Below are 21,119 nucleotides of genomic sequence, written 5' to 3'. Positions count from 1 at the left end.
GACCGGTCATGCCTCAAGCAGCCACCCCCGCCACCACCGTCATCGCCGAGGTCGTCGACAAGCACGCCGACGACCTCGTCGCGTTGCGCCGCGACCTGCACGCCCACCCCGAGCTGAGCTGGGAGGAGCACCGCACCTCCGACGCGGTCTTCTCCGCCCTCGAGGGAGCCGGCTGGGCGGTCACCCGTCCCGCGGGCGGGGGAGTGCTGGCCGACATCGGCACCGGCGGCCGCCTCGTCGCCCTGCGCGCCGACCTCGACGCCCTGCCCGTCGACGACCTGATCTCCGACCCGTGGCGCAGCACCACCCCCGGCGTGGCCCACGCCTGCGGCCACGACGTGCACACCGCCGGTCTCATCGGTGCCGGGCTGGCGCTGGCCGAGGTCTCGGCGCGCGGGCTGCTGCCGGGACGGGTGCGGCTGCTGTTCCAGCCCGCCGAGGAGGTGATGCCGGGCGGGGCGCTGCACCTCATCTCGGCAGGCGCCCTGGAGGGTGTCAGCCACGTCTTCGGCCTGCACTGCGACCCGAGCCTCGACGTGGGCCGGATCGGCCTGCGCGAGGGGCCGCTGACCGGCGCCGCCGACTCGCTGACCGTACGGCTGATCGGCAAGGGCGGGCACACCTCGCGCCCCCACCTGACCGAGGACCTCACCTTCGCGCTCGGCAAGGTGATCACCGAGCTGCCGGCCATCCTCAGCCGCCGCCTCGACCCCCGCGCCGGGGTCAGCGTGGTGTGGGGGATGGTGCGCGCCGGCTCTGCCCCCAACGTGATCCCGCACGGCGGCATCGTCGCGGGCACCGTCCGGATGCTCGACGCGGTCGCCTGGGCGGACGCCGAGCACCTGATCCGCCAGCTGATCACCTCGATCGTGGCCCCCTACAGCGTCACCGCGGAGGTGACCTACCAGCGCGGCGTGCCGCCGGTGGTCAACCATCCTGTCTCGACCGTGCTGCTCGGCGAGGCGCTCGACCGCGTCCTCGGTCCGCACGGCCACGTCACGACGACGCAGAGCCTCGGCGGCGAGGACTTCGGCTGGTACCTCGACTCGGTGCCCGGGGCGATGGCCCGGCTCGGCACGCGCACGCCCGGCGGACCGACGTACGACCTCCACCAGGGCAACCTGCGCATCGACGAGTCGGCGACCTGCATCGCGGCCCGCGTGCTGGCCGAGGCAGCGGTCACGGCGCTGTCAGCTGCGGGTTGAGTCCGCGCCCTGGTCAGGTGCGGGGCCGAGCGGCACGCCGAACGTGAACGTGCTCCCGCGGCCCAGCGTGGAGGACACCTCCAGCTGACCGTCCATGAGGTCGACGAGCTCACGGCAGATGGCGAGGCCCAGCCCGACGCCCTGGTCGCCCGGCGCGGCGAAGGGATCCGCCTGGGTGAACGGCTCGAACAGGCTGTCCAGGTGGTGCTCGCTGATCCCGATGCCCGTGTCGGTCACCGCGAACTCGATCCAGGCCTCGCGGACACCTGCGCGGACGCGTACGTCGACGCTGCCGCGCTCGGTGAACCCGATGGCGTTCTGCACGAGGTTCGTCACGACCTGGCTGACGCGCAGGGCGTCGCCCAGTACGGTCGCCGGCACGGACGCGTCGACGACGAAGGACATCGCGAGGCCACGGTCCTCGGCGAGCGGCACCGCCCACTCCTCGATGTCCTCGATGACCGCGTGCACCTCGAACGGACCCGTGTGCAGCAACCCCCGGTCGCCCTCGAGACCCGAGAACTCCAGGATGTCGTCCACCAGCCGCATCAGTCGCTCGCTGGAACGATGCACCAGGCGTGCGTAGTGGTCCGGTTCTGCCTCCAGCTCGGCATCCATCAGGAGGTCGGTGGCCCCGATGAGCACGGCCAGCGGTGTGCGGACCTCGTGGCTCACGGTGGCCAGGAACAGCGACTTGGCGGCATGCGCCTCCTTCAGCTGTCGCACCAGCTGCTTGGCCTCGGTCGTGTCCTCGGTGATCCCGTGCACCCCGACCACCTCACCGCCGACGACGACCGGGATGGCCGTGCACCGGATGTCGACGATCCCGCCGTCGGCACGCAGGACGCGTGCCTCGACCAGCTGGGGCTCGCCCGCCATCGCGCGGTCGAAGGCCTCCCGCAACAGGTGCTGGTCCTCGGGGTGGATGACCTGGGCGAAGTGCGTCTGCCTCATCTGCTGCAGGCTCAGCCCGGTCATCTCCAGCGCCCGGTCGTTGGCGTCGGTGTAGTAGCCGTGCCGGTCCACCGAGTAGGCCGCGTGCGGGTGGTGGGTGAACATCGAGGCATAGCGCTCGCTGCTCTGGGAGAGCGCGCTGTCCCCCAGCGACGCGGCCGACGACGGGCTCGGGCCGGGCTGCTCAGCATCCATCAGAACCTCCGAGTGTTCGACTCCTGCCCGGGCCCCTCGTCACCGAGGGACGGTCATTGCTGTTGGTAGGGGATGCCGACCGCGGCCGGCGGGCGCGAGCGGCCCACCAGGCCCGCCACCGCGAAGATGGTGACGAGGTAGGGGAGCATCAGCATGAACTGGGTCGGCACCGGCGAGCCGATCGCCGACAGCACGCCACCGAGGTTGGTCGCGAAGCCGAAGAGCAGCGCGGCCAGGGTCGCCCGGATCGGGTCCCACTTGCCGAAGATGACCGCGGCGAGCGCGATGTAGCCGGCACCGCTGGTCAGCTCGCGGTTGAACTGGTTCACGGAGACCAGGGTGTAGTAGGCGCCACCCATGCCGGCGATGGCGCCGGCGAGCAGGATCGTGCGGTAGCGGGTCAGGTTGACCTTGATGCCGACGGTGTCGGCCGCCTTCGGGTGCTCGCCGACCGCGCGGACCCGGAGGCCCCACCGGGTGCGGTAGAGGCCGAACGCCACGAGTGCGACCACGGCGTAGAGCACGTAGACCAGCGCGGTCTGGCGGAAGAAGATCGGACCGACCAGCGGGATCTCGCCCAGGATCGGGATCGGCAGCCGGTTGAACCCCTCGGGAGCGTTGAGGGTCTGGGCGTTGGGCGTGAGGACCTGGCGGAACAGGAAGTTGGTCAGTCCGATCACCAGCACGTTGAGCACCACGCCGACGATGACCTGGTCGACGAGGTAGGTGATCGCGAACAGGCCCAGGACAAGCGCCACCAGGGCGCCGGCCACCGCGGCGGCGACGAGACCTGCCCACGGCGACCCGGTCGTCGAGGCGGCGATCGCCGCGGCGAACGCACCGAAGAGGAGCTGGCCGTCGATGGCGATGTTGACCACGCCGGCCCGCTCGCCCAGGACGCCGCCGAGCGCACCGAAGATGAGTGGGATGGCCAGCGCGACCGCGCCCGCGAAGAGGCTGACCACCCGGATCCGCTCGTCGGCGGCCGCCCAGCTCAGGAAGCCGGTCATCCACGCGAGCGCGAAGGCGATCGGGATCCAGATCGGCTGGGGCGTGTGCGCCAGCATGCGGCGTACGGACTCAGCGGTGAGGGCGACGCAGACCAGCACCATCAGCCACGCGGTGAGCATCGAGGGCACCACGATGTCCGGCAGCGTCACGAAGTCGGTCTCGGCGGAGAGCTGGAAGGTGGTGTCGCCCGTGTGGCCGGACCGGAGCAGGACGATCGCGAGCAGCGCTGAGATCACCCCGAAGATGATCGGCAGCTTCTTGGCACCCGAGCCCTTGCGGGCGACGACGGCCGGGTCCGGTGCGAGCCCGCCGGATTCGGCGGGGGTGGGGGTGGTCACGGTGCTCACTTGGCCTCCTGGGCGGGGAGCCGGAAGATCGCGCGCACCAGGGGAGGTGCGGCGAGGAAGAGGACGATCAGCGACTGGACCACCAGCACCAGGTCGACCGAGATGTTCTCGGACGTCTGCATGGTGAAGCCACCGGCCTTCAGGGCGCCGAAGAGGAGACCGGCGGCCAGGATGCCGAAGGGCCGCGAGCGACCGAGCAGGGCCACGGTGATGGCGTCGAAGCCGATCGAGGCGTCGAGGTCGAGCGAGACGCCGCTGGTGACGGTGCCGAGCACCTGGTTGACGCCGGCGAGCCCGAGGAGCGAGCCCGCGATCAGCATCACGATCGTGTACGTCTTGCCGACGTTGATGCCCGAGGCGCGGGCCGCGTGCGGGTTCTCGCCGACCGCACGGATCCGGTAGCCGAGGGTGGACCTGCTGAGCAGCCACCAGGCGAAGGCCACCGCGACCAGTGCGAGCACGAAGCCGAGGTGCAGGTTGAACTGGTCGCCCAGCACCTTGGGCAGGATCGCGGTCTCCTTCATCGGCAGCGACTTGGGGTTGGCCGAGCCCGGTGCCTGGAGGAGGAACTGCCGCGAGAGGGCGTAGAAGAGCAGGTAGTAGGCGACGTAGTTGAGCATGATCGTCACGATCACCTCGTGGGCGCCCGTACGGGCCTTGAGCAGGCCGGCGATGCCGCCCCAGAGGGCGCCGACCACCATGCCGACGAGGATCGCGAGCGGGAGGTGGATGATCGTCGGCAGGTCGAGCTCGAAGCCCACCCAGCCGGCGGCGCCGCCGGCCATGAGCATCTGGCCGCGGCCACCGATGTTGAACATGCCGGCCCGGAACGCGATGCCGACGCCGAGGCCACCTGCGATGAGCGGGCCGGCGAACTTCAGCGTCTCGGTGAGCGGGCGCCACTGCTGGGCCGGCTCGGTGAGGTTGTAGTTGAAGATCGCGCCGCGGAACATCGCGCTGTAGGCGCCGGAGATGGCCTCCCACAGGGCGTTGAAGAAGTCGGAGGGCCGCGCGGTGATGTAGGTCGCGGTCTCGCGCACGCCCTCGTTGGTCGCGGCGATCATCACCGAGCCGACGAAGACCGCGAGGAACACGGCCAGCACGCCTGCGAGGGCGTCACCGGACGCGATCTCACGCAGCAGCGAGCGGGACCGGGCGTCGGGGTCGGCCGCGGCGCTCGCGTCCTCCGTGGCGTCGACCTCCGGAGTCCTCGGTGCCTCGGTGGCCGCGTCGGGCTTGTCGTCCGGCTGCGGCTTGTCGGTGTCGCTCATGCCACTACGTCCTTCAGGTCCTTCGGGCGTTCGCCGGTCATCATCAGGCCGAGGGTCTCGCGGGGGGTGTCCGCAGGGACGATCCCGACGACCTGGCCGCGGTAGAGCACCATGATGCGGTCGGCGAGGGCGACCACCTCGTCGAGCTCGGTGGAGACCACCAGGACCGGGATGCCGCTGTCGCGGGTCGCGACGATCTGCTTGTGGATGAACTCGATCGAGCCGACGTCGACGCCGCGGGTGGGCTGCGCGGCGACCAGCAGGCGCAGGTCGCGCGAGAGCTCCCGGGCGACGACCACCTTCTGCTGGTTGCCGCCCGACAGGTTGCCGGCCAGCGAGTCGATGTCGCGGGCGCGGACGTCGTACTCCTTGAGCTTCACCTCGGCGAACTCGCGCAGCGCGCCGATGCGCAGGTTGCCGCTCTTGACGAAGGGGGACTTGAAGCTGCGGTTGAGCATCAGGTTCTCGGCGATGGTGAACTGGGGCACCAGTCCGTCGACCTGGCGGTCCTCGGGGATGAACCCGACGCCGGAGTCGAGGATCTTGCGCGTCGACCTGCCGACCAGCTCGATGCCGTCGAGCACGATCGAGCCGCTGACGTCGTCCTGGAGGCCGAGGAGGGCCTCGGTCAGCTCGGTCTGGCCGTTGCCCTGCACGCCGGCGACGGCGAGGACCTCGCCGGCACGGATGGTGAAGCTGAGCCCGTCGACCTGCTTGTGACCGGCCAGGTCCACGACGCGGAGGTCCTTGACGACCAGCGCGTCGGCGCCCAGGGTCGGGGCGTCCTTGTGGACGACCAGCTCGACCGGGCGGCCGACCATCATCGAGGCGAGCTCGACGTTGCTGGCCTTGGGGTCTGCCTCGCCGACGACCTTGCCGAGGCGGATGACGGTGATGCGGTCCGCGACGGCGCGGACCTCGCGGAGCTTGTGGGTGATGAAGACGATCGCCTTGCCGGCCTCCTTGAGCTGGCGCATGATCTCCATCAGCTCGTCGGTCTCCTGGGGCGTCAGGACCGCGGTGGGCTCGTCGAAGACGAGCAGCTCGGCGTCGCGCGAGAGGGCCTTGATGATCTCGACCCGCTGCTGCACGCCGACGGGGAGGTCCTCGACCAGGGCGTCGGGGTCGACGTGGAAGCCGAAGCGCTCGGAGATCTCGGTGACGCGCTCGCGGGAGGCGTCGAGATCGAGCGTGCCGGCGAAGCCGGTGGACTCGTTGCCGAGCATCACGTTCTCGGCGACGGTGAAGACGGGGATGAGCATGAAGTGCTGGTGGACCATGCCGATGCCGGCCGCCATGGCGTCGCCGGGGCCGGTGAAGTGCTGGACCTCGCCGTCGAGCTCGATCTCGCCCTCGTCGGCCTTGTAGAGGCCGTAGAGGACGTTCATCAGCGTCGACTTGCCCGCGCCGTTCTCGCCGAGCAGGCAGTGGATCTCTCCGGGCTCGACGGTGAGGGAGATCGATTCGTTGGCCACCACGCTGCCGAAGCGTTTGGTGATGCCTCGCAGGACGAGTCTCATGGCATCGCATCCTAGGGGTCTGAATGGGTGGGCCGGCCGCGGGGAAGGCTAGCCGTCACCGGCCCGGTGGTCTGGACAAAGATGTGCCAAAGCTCGGGCCCGGTGTCTGGCAACAGCAGAGGGAGGCCGACGCGTACGTCGACCTCCCTCCGTGGTGGAGCGTGCTGGTGATCAGCCCAGGTAGGAGTTCACCGTGATCGAGCCGTCGATGATGCCGGCCTTGACCGTCTCGAGCTTGTCGGCGAGCTCAGGGCTCACCTTGCTCTCGAAGTTGTGGAACGGCGCGATGCCGACTCCCTCGTTCTCGAGCGTGCCCACGTAGGGGGCGAAGTCGAACTCGTCGGCACCCGCGGCCATGACGGCCTCGTAGGTCGAGACCTTCATGCCCTTGAGGATCGAGGTCATGACGTAGTCCTGCGTGGTCGGGTCGGTCTCGAAGAGGTCGGCGTCGACACCGAGCATCGCGATGTCCTTGCCGGAGTCCTCGATCGCGGTGATCGCGCCCTGGTAGATCGGGCCACCGACCGGCAGGATCACGTCGACGTCCTGGTCGAGGATCTGCTTGGCGGTGCTGGTCGCGGCCTCGTTGGCCTCGAAGCCACCGGTGAAGGAACCGTTCTTGCCGTCCCAGCCGACGACCTCGACGTCCTTCTTGTTCTCCTTGGCGTAGTACTCCGCGCCCTGCTTGAAGCCGTCCATGAAGATCGTCACGGTCGGGAAGGGCATACCGCCGTAGGTGCCGACCTTGCCGGTCTTGGTGTAGTCAGCAGCGGCGTAGCCGGCCAGGAACGCGGCCTGGGCGGTGTTGTAGAGCAGCGGCTTGATGTTCTCCACGTCGGCCTTGCCGTCGAAGGTCGCACCGTCGTCGCCGCCGTCGGCCGAGTCGTCGATGAGGACGTACTCGATGTCGGGGTTGGCGGCAGCGGACTCCTTGGTGGCCGAGGCCAGCGCGAAGCCGACGGTCACGATGACGTCGCAGCCCTCGCCGACGAGGCTCTCCAGGTTGGGGCCGAAGTCGTTCTCGCTGTTGGACTCGACCGGCTTGAGCTCGACACCGAGCTCGTCGGCGGCCTGCTTGGCGCCCTCGTAGCCGAGCTGGTTGAACGACTTGTCGTCGAACCCACCCGCGTCGGAGACGATGCACGGCAGGAAGTCAGCGACTGCCGGCTCGGCGGAGCTGCTGCTCTCGCTGCCGGTGGTGGTGTCTTCCTCGGGCGCGTCACCGCACGCAGCCAGGGTGGCGGCCGCCAGCAGCGTCACGAGGCCGCTCGCGACGACCTTCCTCGTCTTCAACACAAATGCCTCCAAGTTCTTGAACCCCGGGATGGGGTCAGCGTTCGGGAGCATGATGCCGCGCCCTGAGGGCCCCGTCATCAGGATCGCTACTACTGAAACCGGTTTGAGACCTAAAACCGTCAGGAGATCTTTCGGCGGAACCTGCCGAAGACGACGGCTTCGAGGTATGCGCCATAGTTGCGCCGTGGATCAGAGGGAGTGGGACGAGCTCAAGGCAGCCGCCGTCGACGTGATGGGGAGGGCCTACGCGCCGTACTCGAAGTTCCCCGTCGGGGCGGCCGCGCGGGTCGACGACGGCAGGGTCGTGGTCGGCTGCAACGTCGAGAACGCGGCGTACGGCGTCGTGCTCTGCGCCGAGTGCGGAGTGGTCTCGCAGCTCCACGCCACCGGGGGCGGCCGGCTGACGCACTTCGTGTGCGTCAACGGCGACAACGACGTGATCATGCCGTGCGGGCGCTGCCGCCAGCTCCTGTTCGAGCACGGAGGGCGCGACCTGCAGCTCTGGACCGTCTCCGGGATCAAGTCGATGTCCGAGGTGCTCCCCGACGCCTTCGGGCCCGACGACCTCACCACGTTCGGAGGAACCCCCTGATGCCTGCCCACGACGCCGTCGAGGTCATCTTGGCCAAGCGCGACCGCCACGAGCTCAGCGACAGCCAGATCGACTGGGTGATCGACGCCTACACCCGCGGCGAGGTCGCCGACGAGCAGATGTCGGCCCTTGCGATGGCGATCCTGCTCAACGGGATGAACCGCACCGAGATCGCGCGCTGGACCGCCGCGATGATCGCGTCGGGCGAGCGGATGGACTTCTCCACGCTCTCTCGTCCCACGGCCGACAAGCACTCCACCGGCGGGGTGGGGGACAAGATCACGCTGCCGCTCGCGCCGCTCGTCGCGGCCTGCGGCGTCGCCGTGCCGCAGCTCTCCGGTCGCGGGCTCGGCCACACCGGCGGCACCCTGGACAAGCTCGAGTCGATCCCCGGCTGGCGCGCGGCGCTCAGCAACGAGGAGATGTTCGCGATCCTCGAGGACGTAGGGGCAGTGATCTGCGCGGCGGGCGACGGGCTCGCCCCGGCGGACAAGAAGCTCTACGCCCTGCGCGACGTCACCGGCACCGTCGAGGCGATCCCGCTGATCGCGAGCTCGATCATGAGCAAGAAGATCGCCGAGGGCACCGGTGCGCTGGTGCTCGACGTGAAGGTCGGCAGCGGCGCCTTCATGAAAGACCTCGCCACGGCTCGTGAGCTCGCCGAGACGATGGTCGCGCTCGGCACCGACGCGGGAGTCCACACGGTCGCGCTCCTCACCGACATGGCCACCCCGCTCGGGCTCACCGCCGGCAACGCGATCGAGGTCGCCGAGTCGGTCGAGGTGCTGGCCGGAGGTGGCCCCGCCGACGTCGTCGAGCTCACGCTCGCCCTGGCCCGGGAGATGCTCGCCGGGGCCGGCGTCACCGACATCGACCCCGCCGACAAGCTCGCAGACGGCTCCGCGATGGACGCCTGGAAGGCGATGATCCGCGCCCAGGGCGGCGACCCCGAGGCAGACCTGCCCGTGGCGAAGGAGTCGCACGTGGTCACCGCGCCCGCGACCGGCACGCTCACCCGCCTCGACGCGATGGCCGTCGGCCTGGCCGCCTGGCGGCTGGGTGCGGGCCGCGCCCGCAAGGAGGACCCCGTGCAGGCCGGCGCCGGCGTCGTGTGGCACGCCCGCCCCGGCGACGAGGTCACCGAGGGTCAGCCGCTCCTCACGCTGCTCACCGACGAGCCGGAGCGCTTCGACCGCGCGCTGGCCTCGCTGGAGGGTGGCTTCGACATCGGCGACGGGTCGTCGTACGCCCCGGGTCCGATCGTCCTCGACCGGATCGGGTAGGCCGGGTCCTCAGGCCAGCAGGAGCACCACGTGAGCGGCCACGCAGGCCGGCTTGTCCTGGCCCTCGATCTCGACAGTGTGCTCGACGATGAGCTGCTTGCCCGCGGGCAGGTCGCGGACCTCGCCGAAACGCACGTGTGAGCGCAGCCGGGAGTCGACGGGCACCGGCGCGGGGAAGCGGACCTTCTCCAACCCGTAGTTGAGCCGGGCCCCCGGCGTCTCGAGGCGGAAGACCTGCGAGGCGAAGTGGGGGAGCAGGCTCAGGGTCAGGAAGCCGTGGGCGATCGTGGTGCCGAACGGCCCGGCGGCTGCCGCCTCGACGTCCACGTGGATCCACTGGTGGTCCAGCGTGGCGTCGGCGAACGCGGAGATGCGGGCCTGGTCGACGTCGAGCCACTCGCTGGTCCCGATGTCGGAACCGGCGGCCGCAGCGACGTCCTCGAGCGTGGTGAAGGTGCGCATGGGGCAACCCTAGGGCGACTGGTTGGATGGCCCTGTGACCGACGTGACCCAGACCTCCGGCAGGACGCCGACCCCGCCCACCCGCGAGCAGGTGCACGCGGCGCCCAAGGTGCTCCTGCACGACCACCTCGACGGCGGCCTGCGCCCGCAGACGATCGTCGAGCTCGCCGCGGAGATCGGCCACCGGCTGCCCGCCGACGACGCCGAGTCGCTCGGTCGCTGGTTCGCCGAGTCGGCCGACTCGGGGTCGCTGGTGCGCTACCTGGAGACCTTCGACCACACCGTCGCGGTCATGCAGAACGGTCCCGCGATCGCCCGGGTCGCCCGCGAGTGCGTCGAGGACCTGGCCGCGGACGGCGTCGTCTACGCCGAGGTCCGCTACGCCCCCGAGCAGCACGTGTCGGGAGACATGACCCTCGACGAGGTCGTCGCCGCGGTCCAGGAGGGCTTCGAGGAGGGGATGGCCGCCAGCGGCGGCAGGATCGTCGTACGGCAGCTGCTGACCGCCATGCGTCACCAGGCGCGGTCGATGGAGATCGCCGAGCTCGCGATCGCCTGGCGCGACCGCGGTGTGGCCGGCTTCGACATCGCCGGCGCGGAGGCGGGCTTCCCGCCCACCCGGCACCTCGACGCGTTCGAGTACCTCCAGCGCGAGAACGCCCACTTCACCATCCACGCCGGCGAGGCCTTCGGCCTGCCGTCGATCTGGGAGGCCCTGCAGTGGTGCGGGGCCGACCGGCTCGGCCACGGCGTGCGGATCATCGACGACATCACCGTGCACGACGACGGGACGGTGGAGCTCGGCGGGCTCGCGGCCTACGTCCGCGACAAGCGGATCCCGCTGGAGATGTGCCCCAGCTCCAACATCCAGACGGGTGCGGCCGAGTCCTTCGCCGAGCACCCGATCGGGCTGCTCACCGAGCTCCGCTTCCGGGTCACGGTCAACACCGACAACCGGCTGATGAGCGGCACCTCGATGACCCAGGAGATGTTCGGTCTCGTCGAGGCGTTCGACTACACGCTCGAGGACCTGCGCTGGTTCACCATCAACGCGATGAAGTCGGCGTTCCTGCCCTTCGACGAGCGGCTCGCGATCATCGAGAAGGTCGTCAAGCCGGGCTACGCCTCCCTCATCGGGCAGCGGTAGTCACCTGGGGCTGACGACCAGCCACGGCCGGTCCCAGCCGGCGAGCCCGAGGTCGCCGCGCTCCCAGCGCTCGCGGCTGACGGTCGGGGTGAGTCCCGAGGCGGGCTCGTACGTCGTCGCGCCGGCGTCGTCGAGCCCCGTCACGAGCACGACGTGCCGCGGCAGCCACCGGTCGCCGACGAACACCGCGACCGGTCGGTCCGGGACGGCGGCCGCGAGGTGGCGCCAGACCCGGCGGCGCAGCCGCACCGGGCGGACGGCGTACGACACCCCGGTGAGCAGGCGCAGCTCGCGGGCCACCGCCCAGGGCGGGGTGCCGATGGCGCGCAGCCACGGGACCTGCCAGCCGCCCGCGGTGTCGGAGAGCGAGGTGAGCCGACGGTGGAGGGTGCTGACCTCGTGGGCGAAGACTGTCTGGTCGGTGACCAGTCCGGCGTAGCGCGGGCGCACCAACCGGCGGGCCATCACCAGGGAGGCGGCGCCGCAGGACCGGCGATCGGGCTGGCGCAGGCTCACGAGGAGTGGGTCGAGGTCTGGCTCCGCGCGGTCAGCTCGGCGTAGGCCTGGTCGCCGGTCGCCCGGCGGCACCCCTGCCGGACCGCCCGCCCGACGACCTGCTGCTGGTCCCGCATCAGGGCGACCCCCCGCCGCATGAGCATCAGCGGAGGCTTGCGGTGCTCGCGCAGGTCACGCGTCAGGCGTCGCCAGAACGTGACGAGCGGATGCTGGGTGATGCAGTAGGCAGCCTCCAGCATCCCCTCCTCGCGGCAGGCCGCGACGACCTCCGGCGCGAAGATCCCCTCGGCCACGAAGTGGGTGCTCCCGCCGAGGTCGACGGCGCGGGAGCCGCAGCGTCCGTTCTGCGCGATCTCGTAGACCGGCACCTCGCTGCGCCCGGTGGCGCAGAGCTCCCGGAGCGCTGCGAGGGCGTCCTCGCGGTGCCAGGACGCGGGGTCGTCCCAGTCGACGAGCCCGGCGTTGGCGCCGTGGGTGATCCGGGGCAGGGTCGGGTCGTCGCCGTCCTTGTAGAAGTCGTCGAGGCGCAGGACCGGGAAGCCGAGCCGTTCGGCCAGCCGGGACTTCCCGGCACCGCTCGGGCCGGCCAGGACGACCACCTGGGCACGCTGCATTGTCACGGACTCATTTCCTCGTTCGGCCACGCACGCTGACATCCAAGACTAGTCTCGCCCAGACCCCCGATTGAACGTTCCTTGTGGGAGGACTTCATGAGTCAGGACGACTCGACCGCGCCCGAAACTGCGCCCAATTCTGTGAGTGCCGACCGGCGCTCCGGCCTCGCCGGCAAGGTGCCGATGCTCGTCGGCCTTGCCCTCGCGCTCGTCGTCGGTGTCATCGCCTTCGTCGTGCTGACCGGAAGCAACGACGAGACCGAGGCCGCCTCCTGCGTGTCCGAGGAGGTGACCCTGACCACCGCACCGGTGATGGAGAGCCTCGTCGCGGAGGCCGTCAAGGACGTCAACGCCGACGAGCCCTGCATCGACATCCAGGTCACCAGCGGCACGGTGAAGGACGTCGTGGCGCTCCTGGCCGACCCCAACGCCGTGCTCCCCGAGATCTGGATCCCGGACAGCCCGACCTGGAAGGGGCAGCTCACCGCCGCCGGCTGGACCGGCACGCCGGTCGCCGACGTCCTGGCCCAGACCCCCGTCGGACTCATCGGCGGACCCGCGGCGAAGGCGCCGGCCTCGTGGACCGGAGTCCTGGGCGGCGGCACGCTGGCCATGGCCGACCCGAGTGCCGAGGGCGCGTCCGCGCTCGCGCTGCTGGCTCCCTACGCCGAGATGAAGCAGACCGGTGAGACCGCGCTGACCATCGAGGAGAAGACCGTCCCGGTCGCCCAGACCTACGGGGAGCGCGCCGTCGCCGGCGCCTCCACCGAGACCGACCTGACCACCATCTCGGCCTCGAGCACCCAGCTGGTGCCCGCCACCGAGCAGGCCTACCTCGCGGCGCGTCGCAGCAACGACCAGATCAACATGGTCGCGCCCAACACCGGCGTACCGATGCTCCAGTACCCCCTCATCGACGTGAACCGGGGCAGCAAGGACATCCTGGCCTCCGGCGGCGACCTCTCGGCGCGCGTCGGACGCGCGCTGACCCGCTGGTTCACCTCGACGGCAGGGGTCGAGGCGATCGCTGCAGCCGAGCTCCGCGGCCCCGACGGTGCGCCCCTGGCCGGTGGCATCGGCCTCGGCGACACGAAGGTGCTGGCCACGGTGCCCCAGAAGACGACCGACGACACGCTGCGCCAGTGGCGCGTGCTCGCCGTCCCGTCGAGCATCCTCGCGGTGGTCGACCTGTCCGGCTCCATGAAGACCTCGATCGGCGACATCACCCGCATCCAGCTGGCCGTCAACGCCTCGCAGGTGGCGCTCGACGCCTTCCCGGCCCAGGCCCGCATCGGCATCTGGGGCTTCTCCAAGAACCGTGGGGAGGGCGGGGTCTCCTACGCGGAGTACGCCACCCTCGACCGTCTCGACGCCCCCGCGGGTGACGCTGGCACGCACGGCGACCTGGTCCGCGCCGAGGCCGACAAGCTCGTCGGGCGCGTCAAGGGCGGCACGGGCGTCATGGACACGACGCTGGCGGCCTACAAGTACGCCCAGGAGAAGTGGGACCCGGCGTGGTTCAACTCCGTGGTGATCTTCACCGACGGCGCCAGCGACGACTCCAGCTCGCTGTCGCTCGACTCCCTGGTCAACCAGCTGAAGTCGCTGCGTGACCCGGCCAAGCCCGTCAAGGTGATCATCATCGGCATCTCCGACGACGCCGACACCGGCGAGCTCGACCAGATCGCCGCGGCGACCGGTGGGCAGAACTACCTGGTGAAGGACCCCAACGAGATCCTCGGGGTGCTGGCCTCGGCCCTGCTCAACCGCTGATCGACCCGCACGTACGACGAAGGCCCCCGGAGATCCTCCGGGGGCCTTCGTCGTGGTGTGCGCCTGGTCTCTCAGACCCCGATCGGGTGCCAGACCGTCTTGGTCTCCATGAACCGGGTCATCCGGTCCAGGGCGGGCTCGAGGAGCCAGTCGGTGTCGGGGGCCGGACGGCGTACGCGCTTGAGGTTGTCGGCCGCGGCCACCTCGAGCTCCCTCGCCTGGTCGGCGTCGGTGACACCGGTCAGGTCGAGGCCGTTGACGTCCATGTGCGAGGCCAGCCAGGGGGCGATCTCGGCCACCGAGCCGGTGAGCACGTTGACCACGCCGCCGGGCAGGTCGCTGGTGGCCATGACCTCACCGAGGGTGATCGCGGTCAGCGGGTTCTGCTCGCTGGCGATGACGACGACGGTGTTGCCGGTGATGATCGCCGGGGCCACCACGCTGATGAGGCCCAGGAGCGCGCCGCGCGGGGCGACGACGGCGATGACGCCGCTCGGCTCCGGGGTGGACAGGTTGAAGTAGGGGCCGGCGACCGGGTTGGCGTTGCCGGTCACCTGGGTGATCTTGTCGGCCCAGCCGGCGTACCAGACGAGGCGGTCGACGGCGGCGTCGACGTACGTCCGGGCCTTGGCGGCGCTGACACCCTCCGAGGCGCGGAGCTCGGCCTCGAACTGCTCGCGGCGCCCCTCGAGCACCTCGGCGATGCGGTAGACGACCTGGGCGCGGTTGTAGGCCGTCCTCCCCGACCAGCCGCCGAAGGCCGCGCGGGCAGCCACGACCGCGTCGCGGGCGTCCTTGCGCGAGGCCTGGGCGGCGTTGGCCATCAGGCGGCCCTTGGCGTCGTTGACGACGTAGGAGCGGCCCGACTCCGAGCGGGGGAACTGCCCGTTGATGTAGAGCTTGTACGTCTTGCGCACGTCGATGCGGGACATCAGCTGTCCGCTCCCATCTCGTTGGTCTTGAGGTAGCCCTCGAGCCCGTGGCGGCCGCCCTCGCGGCCGTACCCGGACTCCTTGTAGCCGCCGAACGGCGAGGTCGGGTCGAACTTGTTGAACGTGTTGGCCCAGACCACGCCGGCCCGCAGGCGGTTGGCCATGGACAGGATGCGCGAGCCCTTGTCGGTCCACACGCCGGCGGAGAGGCCGAACGGCGTGTTGTTGGCCTTCTCGACCGCCTCGGACGGCGTGCGGAAGGTCAGCACCGACAGGACCGGGCCGAAGATCTCCTCGCGGGCGATCCGGTGGGCCTGCGTGACGCCGGTGAAGACGGTCGGGGCGAACCAGTAGCCGTTGGACGGGAGGTCGCACGGCGCGGACCAGCGCTCGGCGCCCTCGTCCTCACCGATCTGCGAGAGCTCGCGGATCTTGGCGAGCTGCTCGGCGGAGTTGATGGCACCCACGTCGGTGTTCTTGTCGAGCGGGTCGCCGACGCGCAGCGTGGCCATCCGGCGCTTGAGGCGCTCCATGACCTCGTCGGCCACGGACTCCTGCACGAGCAGGCGCGAGCCGGCGCAGCAGACGTGGCCCTGGTTGAAGAAGATGCCGTTGACGATGCCCTCGATGGCCTGGTCGAGCGGGGCGTCGTCGAAGACGATGTTGGCCGCCTTGCCGCCGAGCTCGAGGGTGACCTTCTTGTCCGTGCCCGCGACCGAGCGGGCGATGGCCTTGCCGACCTCGGTGGAGCCGGTGAAGGCGACCTTGTCGACGTCGGGGTGCGACACGATCGCGCGGCCCGTCTCGCCGGCGCCGGTGACGATGTTGACCACGCCGGGAGGGAGGTCGGCCTGCTGGCAGATCTCGGCGAAGAGCAGCGCGGTGAGCGGGGTGGTCTCGGCGGGCTTGAGCACGACGGTGTTGCCGCACGCGAGGGCCGGGGCGATCTTCCACGCCAGCATCAGCAGCGGGAAGTTCCACGGGATGATCTGGCCGGCGACGCCGAGCGGGGTCGAGCCGTAGCCCGAGTGCTCGAGCTTGTCGGCCCAGCCGGCGTAGTAGAAGAAGTGGGCGGCGACGACGGGGATGTCGACGTCGCGGGACTCCTTGATCGGCTTGCCGTTGTCGATCGACTCCAGGACGGCGAGCTCGCGGCCGCGCTCCTGGATGATCCGGGCGATCCGGTAGAGGTACTTGGCGCGCTCGGCGCCGGACATCTTCGACCAGACGCGGGTGTAGGCGCGGCGGGCGGCCTTCACGGCCTCGTCGACGTCGGCGTCACTGGCCTCGGCGACCTCGGCGAGGACCTCCTCGGTGGCCGGGTTGATCGTCTTGAACGACGTGCCGGAGCCGTCGACGAACTCGCCGTTGATGAAGAGGCCGTAGGACGGCTTGATGTCCACGACGGCGCGCGACTCGGGCGCGGGTGCGTAGTCGAAAGTGCTCATGGGGTGCCTCAGTCCAGCGTGAAGTAGTCGGGACCGGAGTAGCGACCGGTCGTCATCTTGGTGCGCTGCATCAACAGGTCGTTGAGCAAGGTGGAGGCGCCGAAGCGGAACCAGTCGGGATCGAGCCAGTCGGGACCGGCGATCTCGTTGACCATCACGAGGTACTTGATGGCGTCCTTGGTGGTCTTGATGCCACCGGCCGGCTTCACGCCGACCATCTGGCCTGTCTGCTCACGGAAGTCGCGTACGGCCTCCAGCATGATCAGCGTGACCGGCAGCGTCGCCGCCGGCTGGACCTTGCCGGTCGACGTCTTGATGAAGTGGCCACCGGCCATCATCGCCAGCCAGCTCACGCGGCGGACGTTGTCGTAGGTCTGCAGCTCGCCGGTCTCGAAGATCACCTTCAGGTGCGCGCTCGACCCGTCAGCCCGGGCGCAGGCCTCCTTGACCTGGACGATCTCCTCGTAGACGTCGAGGTAGCGGCCCGAGAGGAAGGCGCCACGGTCGATGACCATGTCGATCTCGTCGGCGCCGGCCTCGACCGCGTCACGGGTGTCGGCCAGCTTGATGTCCATCGAGGCGCGACCGGACGGGAAGGCCGTCGCCACGGCCGCCACGTGGACGCCGCTGTCGCCGAGGGTCTGCTTGGCCGTGCCGACCATGTCGGGGTAGACGCAGACGGCGGCGGTGGCCGGGCACGAGGGGTCGGCGGGGTCGGGGCGCATCGCCTTGGAGGCGAGCGCGCGCACCTTGCCGTGGGTGTCGGCGCCCTCGAGCGTGGTCAGGTCGACCATCCGGATGGCCAGGTCGATGGCGTAGGCCTTCGACGTGGTCTTGATGGACCGGGTGCCGAGACCGGCGGCGCGGGCCTCGCACCCGACCTGGTCGACCCCGGGGAGGCCGTGGAGGAATCGGCGGAGCGAGGAGTCCGAACGCACGATGTCGTCGAAGACACCTGAGGTCGGGGGAGAGCTCGCCGTTGAGCTGGAAGTGGGCGTCACCGCCCCAGCATAGAGTTGGCGTCGAGGCCCCCGGCAATCCACGGAGGACCAGAATCTGCCCAAGTTGACGAGGAGAACATGGCACGCCTGCAGGACGACCCGAAGGCGCCGGTCGAGCGTTTCCACCCGACCAGCGGTCGGGTGACCGGATGGATGACGGTGGTCATGGCGGCAGCCGTGGTGGTGGCCGGTCTGGCCTATCTCGACGCCGGGTTCCCCCGCTGGGTGATCGGCGCCGCCCTCCTCGTGGGAGTCGCCGCCTGGGCGGCGATGCTGCGTCCCGCGCTCTGGGTCACCGGCGAGCACCTGGTCATGCGCAACCTCGCCGAGACCGTCCACATCCGGCTCGCCGCGGTCGAGGAGCTGGCCGTGCGCCAGGTCCTCGCGGTGCGGGCGGCCGACCGGCGCTGGGTCTCGACGGTGATCGGTCGCTCGTGGCGCAAGGCGATCCGCACCCGGCCCACCTCGGGCGGGGCGACACCGCAGGACGGGATGCCCTACGCCGACTTCGTGGAGACCCGCCTCCACGACCTCGTCGACGACGCACGCACGGCTGCCGGTGTGCGGCCGGGCTCGACCGAGCAGCTCGCGCTGCCCGACGCCGTACGACGCGAGCCGGCGTGGGTGCCGCTGGGGCTGATGGCGGCCTCCGCGGTCGTGCTCCTGGTCACCCTCCTCCTCTGAGTCCGGTCCCGAACCTCTCCTCGAGCCCGTCGAGGACCAGCTCGAGGCCGTAGGCGAACTCGTTGCCGTAGGCGTAGTCGCGCCCGACGATCTGCTCCGCGACCATCTCGGCCAGGTGCGGGTACGCGCTCATGAGCGGGCCGAGGTCTGCCACGAAGTCCTCGGCCGACTCGCCGGGCTGGAACGGCAGGTTCACCTCGGTGAGCACGAAGCCGTAGACGTACGCGTCGAGCACCGAGAAGGCGTGCCCGGCCAGTGCGACGGTGAAGCCGGCCGCGCGCAGGCAGCCGAGGACGGCATCGTGGTGGTGCAGGGTCGCCGGGCCGGGGGAGCGGCGCGACTCGATGAGGCCGAGGCCCCACGGGTGCGCGGCCAGCACGGTGCGGGCAGAGTGCGCCCGCCCCTCCATCTCGGCGCGCCACGGACCCGACGGGGAGGGCGTCTCGATGCGTTCGAACACCCAGTCGGCCAGCCCGTCGAGCAGCGCGTCCTTGCTGGCGACGTGGTGGTAGAGCGACATCGCCTCCACCTCCAGCTCACGGCCGACGCTGCGCATGCTCACCCCGGCCAGCCCCGAGGCGTCGGCCACGCGGCTCGCCGCGTCGATGACGCGCTGCGTCGAGAGTGCTGGTCGAGGGGGAGGTGGTCTGGACATGGGCTGCTCCCGGGTTGGCTGACTTACGGGCGTAAGGCTACTCTGACGGCACCCTGACTTACAGGTGTAAGGCACGTGAGGGAGACGACGTGAAGGCAGCAGTGGTGGAGCGGTACGGCCCGCCCGAGGTGGTGTCGGTGCTCGACCTGCCGGACCCGGTCGCGGGCAAGGGCCAGGTGCTGGTGCGCGTGCACGCCACGACCCTCAACTCCGGTGACGCCCGCATCCGCGGATGTCGCTTCCCTCCGGGCTTCGCCGTGCCGGGGCGGCTCGCCCTCGGCCTCCGCGGTCCTCGCCGCGCGGTCCTGGGAGGTGTCTACTCCGGAGTGGTCGAGGAGGTGGGCCGGGGCGTGACCGGGGTGGCCGTCGGCGACGAGGTCTGCGGGATGACCGGCGCCCGCATGGGTGCGCACGCCGAGCTGGCCGCCGTACGGGTGGACCGACTGGCACCCAAGCCTGCCGAGGTCAGCCACGACCAGGCCGCCGCGATCCTCTTCGGCGGCAGCACGGCCCGCCACTTCCTGCGCGACCTGGTCGGTCCCGGGAAGCGGGTGCTGGTCAACGGCGCCTCCGGCGCGGTCGGGACCGCAGCCGTCCAGATCGCGCACCTCGCGGGGTCGCACGTCACGGCCGTGTGCAGCGCGCGCAACGCCGACCTGGTGCGATCCCTCGGGGCGGACGAGGTGGTCGACCACGCGTCGACGTCCGTGCTCGACCTCCCCGAGAAGTACGACGTCGTGCTCGACACGGTCGGCAACCTCGACCGCCGCACGGGGCTGCGGCTGCTGGCACCCGACGGTGTCCTGGTCCTCGTGGCCGCTGGGCTGGCCGACACCGTCCTGGCGCGGGGCAACGTGCGGGCCGGCGTCTCCTCGGAGGATCCTGTCGCCTTCGCGTGGCTGCTCGAGCGGATCGCTGCCGGCGAGCTGCGGGCGGTCGTCGACCGCACGGTGCCGCTGGCCGACATCGTCGAGGCGCACCGCCTCGTCGACTCGGGTCGCAAGGTGGGCAGCCTCGTCGTCACGCCCTAGCCGCGCGCCGGGCGTGGGCGGGGGTCCCCGGCGTGGGGAACCAGTGGGCGATGGCCGCGGTCTGGCCCAGGGTCCAGGCGGAGTTGCACACCCAGTAGGCGAGCAGGGCCACCGGGACCACCCCACCGGCCATCACCAGGCCGAGGGCGGAGACGGCCGGCACGATGCGCTGTGCCGCGACCATCGCCTCCGGGAGCCCCTCGGTCAGGGTGTTGGAGGCGACGACGTAGCGCTGGGTGACGTACGAGAGCGTGGCCGCGGTGAGGGCCAGGCCGGCGACGACGGCGAGGTGCGCAGGCCCGCCGCCGAGGTAGCCGCTGCCGGCCAGGGTGACGCCGAGGACCGATGCCGCACCGAGCGACGACACCAGTGCCGGGCCCATCGCGCCCACGGCGGTGCCCGACGAGACGTCGGAGATCAGGTGGTAGAGCCCCAGCCAGACAGGGAGCTGGAGCAGCACGGGCAGGCAGCCGAGGCGGCTGACGCCGTGCTCGGCAGACACCATGCGCCGCTCCTCGAGGTGCTGGCGCAGGCTGTCGCGGTCGGGGCGCGTCCCGAGGCGGCTGGACAGCTCCTGCAGGTGCGGCCGGGCACGCGCACCGGCGTGGGCCTGGCGTACGCCGTGCACGACGATCGGCAGCAGGGCGAGGCGGAGGGTGACGACGACGGCGGCGACGCAGAGCAGCCAGGTGAGGCCGGCGGCCGGGTCGGCGCCGAGCGCGGTGAGTCCGTCGTGGGCGGCCGCGAGGATCGCGGCGAGGGCGTGCTTGATGGGTGCGAGGGGGGACATGCGAGCTCCTGGGGAGGACGAAGGGACGGGTCGGACGGGTCGGGCGCGGTGGCGCGACGGGTCAGACGAGTCCGGGAGCTCGCGGGCGCTGCGGGTGGTGGTCGACGTCGGTGGAGCGACCGGCGAGGTGCGGAAGCACCTCGTGCGCCCACCGGGCGGGCAGCATCAGCGGTCGCGTGGTCGGCAGGACGAGCGTTCGGTGCGAGCCGACGAGTGCGGTGGTCGCGGTGCTGAGGGCGGCGATCACGAGGACCGACTCCGCCGACACCTGGGGCGCCAGCACGGACGCCGCGAGCATGGAGGCGATGGCCACGACCAGCAGGGTGAGGGCGGCACGGACCGGTGCGAGGAGCTCGCCTCCGGTCCGGACCATGGTCCGAGCGTAGTGGATG

Annotated in this window: 21 protein-coding genes; 7 read left to right on the top strand and 14 right to left on the bottom strand. The window is 70.9% G+C overall.

What is annotated here, in order from left to right; translation table 11 throughout:
• The first annotated feature begins 8 nt into the window (after positions 1–8).
• The gene (locus tag BM127_RS15900) at positions 9–1,205 is read left to right on the top strand and encodes an amidohydrolase (protein WP_091200021.1); all 1,197 of its coding nucleotides are present in this window, start codon (positions 9–11) and stop codon (positions 1,203–1,205) included.
• On the opposite strand, the gene BM127_RS15895 is transcribed toward BM127_RS15900, so the two are convergent.
• The 5 genes from BM127_RS15895 to BM127_RS15875 form a co-directional block, all read right to left on the bottom strand.
• On the bottom strand, positions 1,191–2,354 hold the full coding sequence (locus BM127_RS15895) for a sensor histidine kinase (RefSeq protein ID WP_091200020.1): 1,164 nt from the start codon (positions 2,352–2,354) through the stop codon (positions 1,191–1,193). The two genes, BM127_RS15900 and BM127_RS15895, sit on opposite strands and share 15 nt — an antisense overlap.
• 53 nt (positions 2,355–2,407) lie before the next feature.
• The gene (locus tag BM127_RS15890) at positions 2,408–3,712 is read right to left on the bottom strand and encodes an ABC transporter permease (RefSeq protein WP_231263213.1); all 1,305 of its coding nucleotides are present in this window, start codon (positions 3,710–3,712) and stop codon (positions 2,408–2,410) included.
• Entirely contained in the window at positions 3,709–4,983 is a 1,275-nt protein-coding gene (locus BM127_RS15885; RefSeq protein WP_091200018.1) for an ABC transporter permease, read from the bottom strand. The genes BM127_RS15890 and BM127_RS15885 overlap by 4 nt, the downstream gene beginning before the upstream one ends.
• A complete protein-coding gene (locus BM127_RS15880; protein ID WP_091200016.1) occupies positions 4,980–6,503 on the bottom strand; it encodes an ABC transporter ATP-binding protein in 1,524 nt (507 codons plus the stop codon). The genes BM127_RS15885 and BM127_RS15880 overlap by 4 nt, the downstream gene beginning before the upstream one ends.
• 171 nt (positions 6,504–6,674) lie before the next feature.
• Entirely contained in the window at positions 6,675–7,799 is a 1,125-nt protein-coding gene (locus BM127_RS15875) for a BMP family lipoprotein (protein WP_231263214.1), read from the bottom strand.
• A 166-nt stretch (positions 7,800–7,965) separates the two neighbouring features.
• Here BM127_RS15875 and BM127_RS15870 point away from each other — a divergent pair, with 166 nt between their 5' ends.
• Positions 7,966–8,391 carry a cytidine deaminase gene (locus tag BM127_RS15870; protein WP_091200012.1) on the top strand — a complete coding sequence of 142 codons (426 nt, stop codon included), beginning with the start codon at positions 7,966–7,968 and terminating at the stop codon, positions 8,389–8,391.
• A complete protein-coding gene (locus tag BM127_RS15865) occupies positions 8,391–9,674 on the top strand; it encodes a thymidine phosphorylase (protein ID WP_091200010.1) in 1,284 nt (427 codons plus the stop codon). The genes BM127_RS15870 and BM127_RS15865 overlap by 1 nt, the downstream gene beginning before the upstream one ends.
• Before the next feature lie 9 nt (positions 9,675–9,683).
• Here the strand turns inward: BM127_RS15865 and BM127_RS15860 are convergent, their stop codons facing one another.
• Positions 9,684–10,136, bottom strand: a complete 453-nt coding sequence (locus tag BM127_RS15860) for a MaoC family dehydratase (RefSeq protein ID WP_091200008.1) — start codon at positions 10,134–10,136, stop codon at positions 9,684–9,686.
• Positions 10,137–10,179: 43 nt separating this feature from the next.
• Here BM127_RS15860 and BM127_RS15855 point away from each other — a divergent pair, with 43 nt between their 5' ends.
• Positions 10,180–11,283 (top strand): adenosine deaminase, encoded by a 1,104-nt coding sequence (locus tag BM127_RS15855; RefSeq protein WP_091200169.1) that lies wholly within the window; start codon positions 10,180–10,182, stop codon positions 11,281–11,283.
• Here the strand turns inward: BM127_RS15855 and BM127_RS15850 are convergent, their stop codons facing one another.
• Positions 11,284–11,799: a hypothetical protein gene (locus BM127_RS15850; protein WP_091200006.1), complete on the bottom strand. Its 516-nt coding sequence runs from the start codon at positions 11,797–11,799 to the stop codon at positions 11,284–11,286.
• Entirely contained in the window at positions 11,796–12,413 is a 618-nt protein-coding gene (locus tag BM127_RS15845) for a nucleoside/nucleotide kinase family protein (RefSeq protein WP_091200004.1), read from the bottom strand. Before BM127_RS15845 ends, BM127_RS15850 begins: the two co-directional genes overlap by 4 nt.
• A 96-nt stretch (positions 12,414–12,509) precedes the next feature.
• Between BM127_RS15845 and BM127_RS15840 the strand changes: the two genes are divergently transcribed.
• Positions 12,510–14,186 (top strand): substrate-binding domain-containing protein, encoded by a 1,677-nt coding sequence (locus BM127_RS15840; RefSeq protein WP_091200002.1) that lies wholly within the window; start codon positions 12,510–12,512, stop codon positions 14,184–14,186.
• Between the two features lie 71 nt (positions 14,187–14,257).
• Here BM127_RS15840 and BM127_RS15835 read toward each other — a convergent pair whose 3' ends face one another.
• Genes BM127_RS15835 through deoC form a run of 3 tightly spaced genes read right to left on the bottom strand, consistent with a single transcriptional unit; the run spans position 14,258 to position 17,567 of the window.
• Positions 14,258–15,118 (bottom strand): aldehyde dehydrogenase family protein, encoded by an 861-nt coding sequence (locus BM127_RS15835; protein ID WP_091200001.1) that lies wholly within the window; start codon positions 15,116–15,118, stop codon positions 14,258–14,260.
• On the bottom strand, positions 15,118–16,566 hold the full coding sequence (locus tag BM127_RS15830; RefSeq protein WP_091199999.1) for an aldehyde dehydrogenase family protein: 1,449 nt from the start codon (positions 16,564–16,566) through the stop codon (positions 15,118–15,120). The genes BM127_RS15835 and BM127_RS15830 overlap by 1 nt, the downstream gene beginning before the upstream one ends.
• Positions 16,567–16,574: 8 nt before the next feature.
• Positions 16,575–17,567, bottom strand: coding sequence for a deoxyribose-phosphate aldolase (deoC, locus tag BM127_RS15825; RefSeq protein WP_091199997.1), 993 nt, complete (start codon positions 17,565–17,567; stop codon positions 16,575–16,577).
• Between the two features lie 78 nt (positions 17,568–17,645).
• Here deoC and BM127_RS15820 point away from each other — a divergent pair, with 78 nt between their 5' ends.
• A complete protein-coding gene (locus BM127_RS15820; RefSeq protein WP_091199995.1) occupies positions 17,646–18,251 on the top strand; it encodes a hypothetical protein in 606 nt (201 codons plus the stop codon).
• Here BM127_RS15820 and BM127_RS15815 read toward each other — a convergent pair.
• Entirely contained in the window at positions 18,235–18,906 is a 672-nt protein-coding gene (locus BM127_RS15815) for a TetR/AcrR family transcriptional regulator (protein ID WP_091199993.1), read from the bottom strand. The genes BM127_RS15820 and BM127_RS15815 overlap by 17 nt on opposite strands.
• Before the next feature lie 89 nt (positions 18,907–18,995).
• On the opposite strand from BM127_RS15815, the gene BM127_RS15810 reads away from it, so the two are divergent.
• On the top strand, positions 18,996–19,937 hold the full coding sequence (locus BM127_RS15810; RefSeq protein ID WP_091199991.1) for an NAD(P)-dependent alcohol dehydrogenase: 942 nt from the start codon (positions 18,996–18,998) through the stop codon (positions 19,935–19,937).
• Here the strand turns inward: BM127_RS15810 and yidC are convergent.
• Together yidC and BM127_RS15800 are read right to left on the bottom strand one after the other, a co-directional pair.
• Positions 19,927–20,727 (bottom strand): membrane protein insertase YidC, encoded by an 801-nt coding sequence (yidC, locus tag BM127_RS15805; protein ID WP_091199989.1) that lies wholly within the window; start codon positions 20,725–20,727, stop codon positions 19,927–19,929. The genes BM127_RS15810 and yidC overlap by 11 nt on opposite strands.
• 61 nt (positions 20,728–20,788) lie before the next feature.
• Positions 20,789–21,100, bottom strand: a complete 312-nt coding sequence (locus BM127_RS15800; RefSeq protein WP_091199987.1) for a hypothetical protein — start codon at positions 21,098–21,100, stop codon at positions 20,789–20,791.
• Positions 21,101–21,119: the final 19 nt, after the last annotated feature.

It is taken from the genome of Nocardioides alpinus (genome assembly GCF_900112035.1).
Taxonomy (GTDB): domain Bacteria; phylum Actinomycetota; class Actinomycetes; order Propionibacteriales; family Nocardioidaceae; genus Nocardioides; species Nocardioides alpinus.
This window is presented reverse-complemented; position numbering and strand designations above follow the sequence as displayed.

Coding starts and splice junctions, on each gene's coding strand:
- BM127_RS15870 (WP_091200012.1), top strand. CDS start 7,966: ATGCGCCATAGTTGCGCCGTGGATCAGAGGGAGTGGGACGAGCTCAAG.
- BM127_RS15840 (WP_091200002.1), top strand. CDS start 12,510: ATGAGTCAGGACGACTCGACCGCGCCCGAAACTGCGCCCAATTCTGTG.
- BM127_RS15900 (WP_091200021.1), top strand. CDS start 9: ATGCCTCAAGCAGCCACCCCCGCCACCACCGTCATCGCCGAGGTCGTC.
- BM127_RS15880 (WP_091200016.1), bottom strand. CDS start 6,503: ATGAGACTCGTCCTGCGAGGCATCACCAAACGCTTCGGCAGCGTGGTG.
- yidC (WP_091199989.1), bottom strand. CDS start 20,727: ATGTCCCCCCTCGCACCCATCAAGCACGCCCTCGCCGCGATCCTCGCG.
- BM127_RS15815 (WP_091199993.1), bottom strand. CDS start 18,906: ATGTCCAGACCACCTCCCCCTCGACCAGCACTCTCGACGCAGCGCGTC.
- BM127_RS15800 (WP_091199987.1), bottom strand. CDS start 21,100: ATGGTCCGGACCGGAGGCGAGCTCCTCGCACCGGTCCGTGCCGCCCTC.
- BM127_RS15885 (WP_091200018.1), bottom strand. CDS start 4,983: ATGAGCGACACCGACAAGCCGCAGCCGGACGACAAGCCCGACGCGGCC.
- BM127_RS15860 (WP_091200008.1), bottom strand. CDS start 10,136: ATGCGCACCTTCACCACGCTCGAGGACGTCGCTGCGGCCGCCGGTTCC.
- BM127_RS15835 (WP_091200001.1), bottom strand. CDS start 15,118: ATGTCCCGCATCGACGTGCGCAAGACGTACAAGCTCTACATCAACGGG.
- BM127_RS15830 (WP_091199999.1), bottom strand. CDS start 16,566: ATGAGCACTTTCGACTACGCACCCGCGCCCGAGTCGCGCGCCGTCGTG.
- BM127_RS15895 (WP_091200020.1), bottom strand. CDS start 2,354: ATGGATGCTGAGCAGCCCGGCCCGAGCCCGTCGTCGGCCGCGTCGCTG.
- BM127_RS15845 (WP_091200004.1), bottom strand. CDS start 12,413: ATGCAGCGTGCCCAGGTGGTCGTCCTGGCCGGCCCGAGCGGTGCCGGG.
- BM127_RS15820 (WP_091199995.1), top strand. CDS start 17,646: ATGGCACGCCTGCAGGACGACCCGAAGGCGCCGGTCGAGCGTTTCCAC.
- BM127_RS15865 (WP_091200010.1), top strand. CDS start 8,391: ATGCCTGCCCACGACGCCGTCGAGGTCATCTTGGCCAAGCGCGACCGC.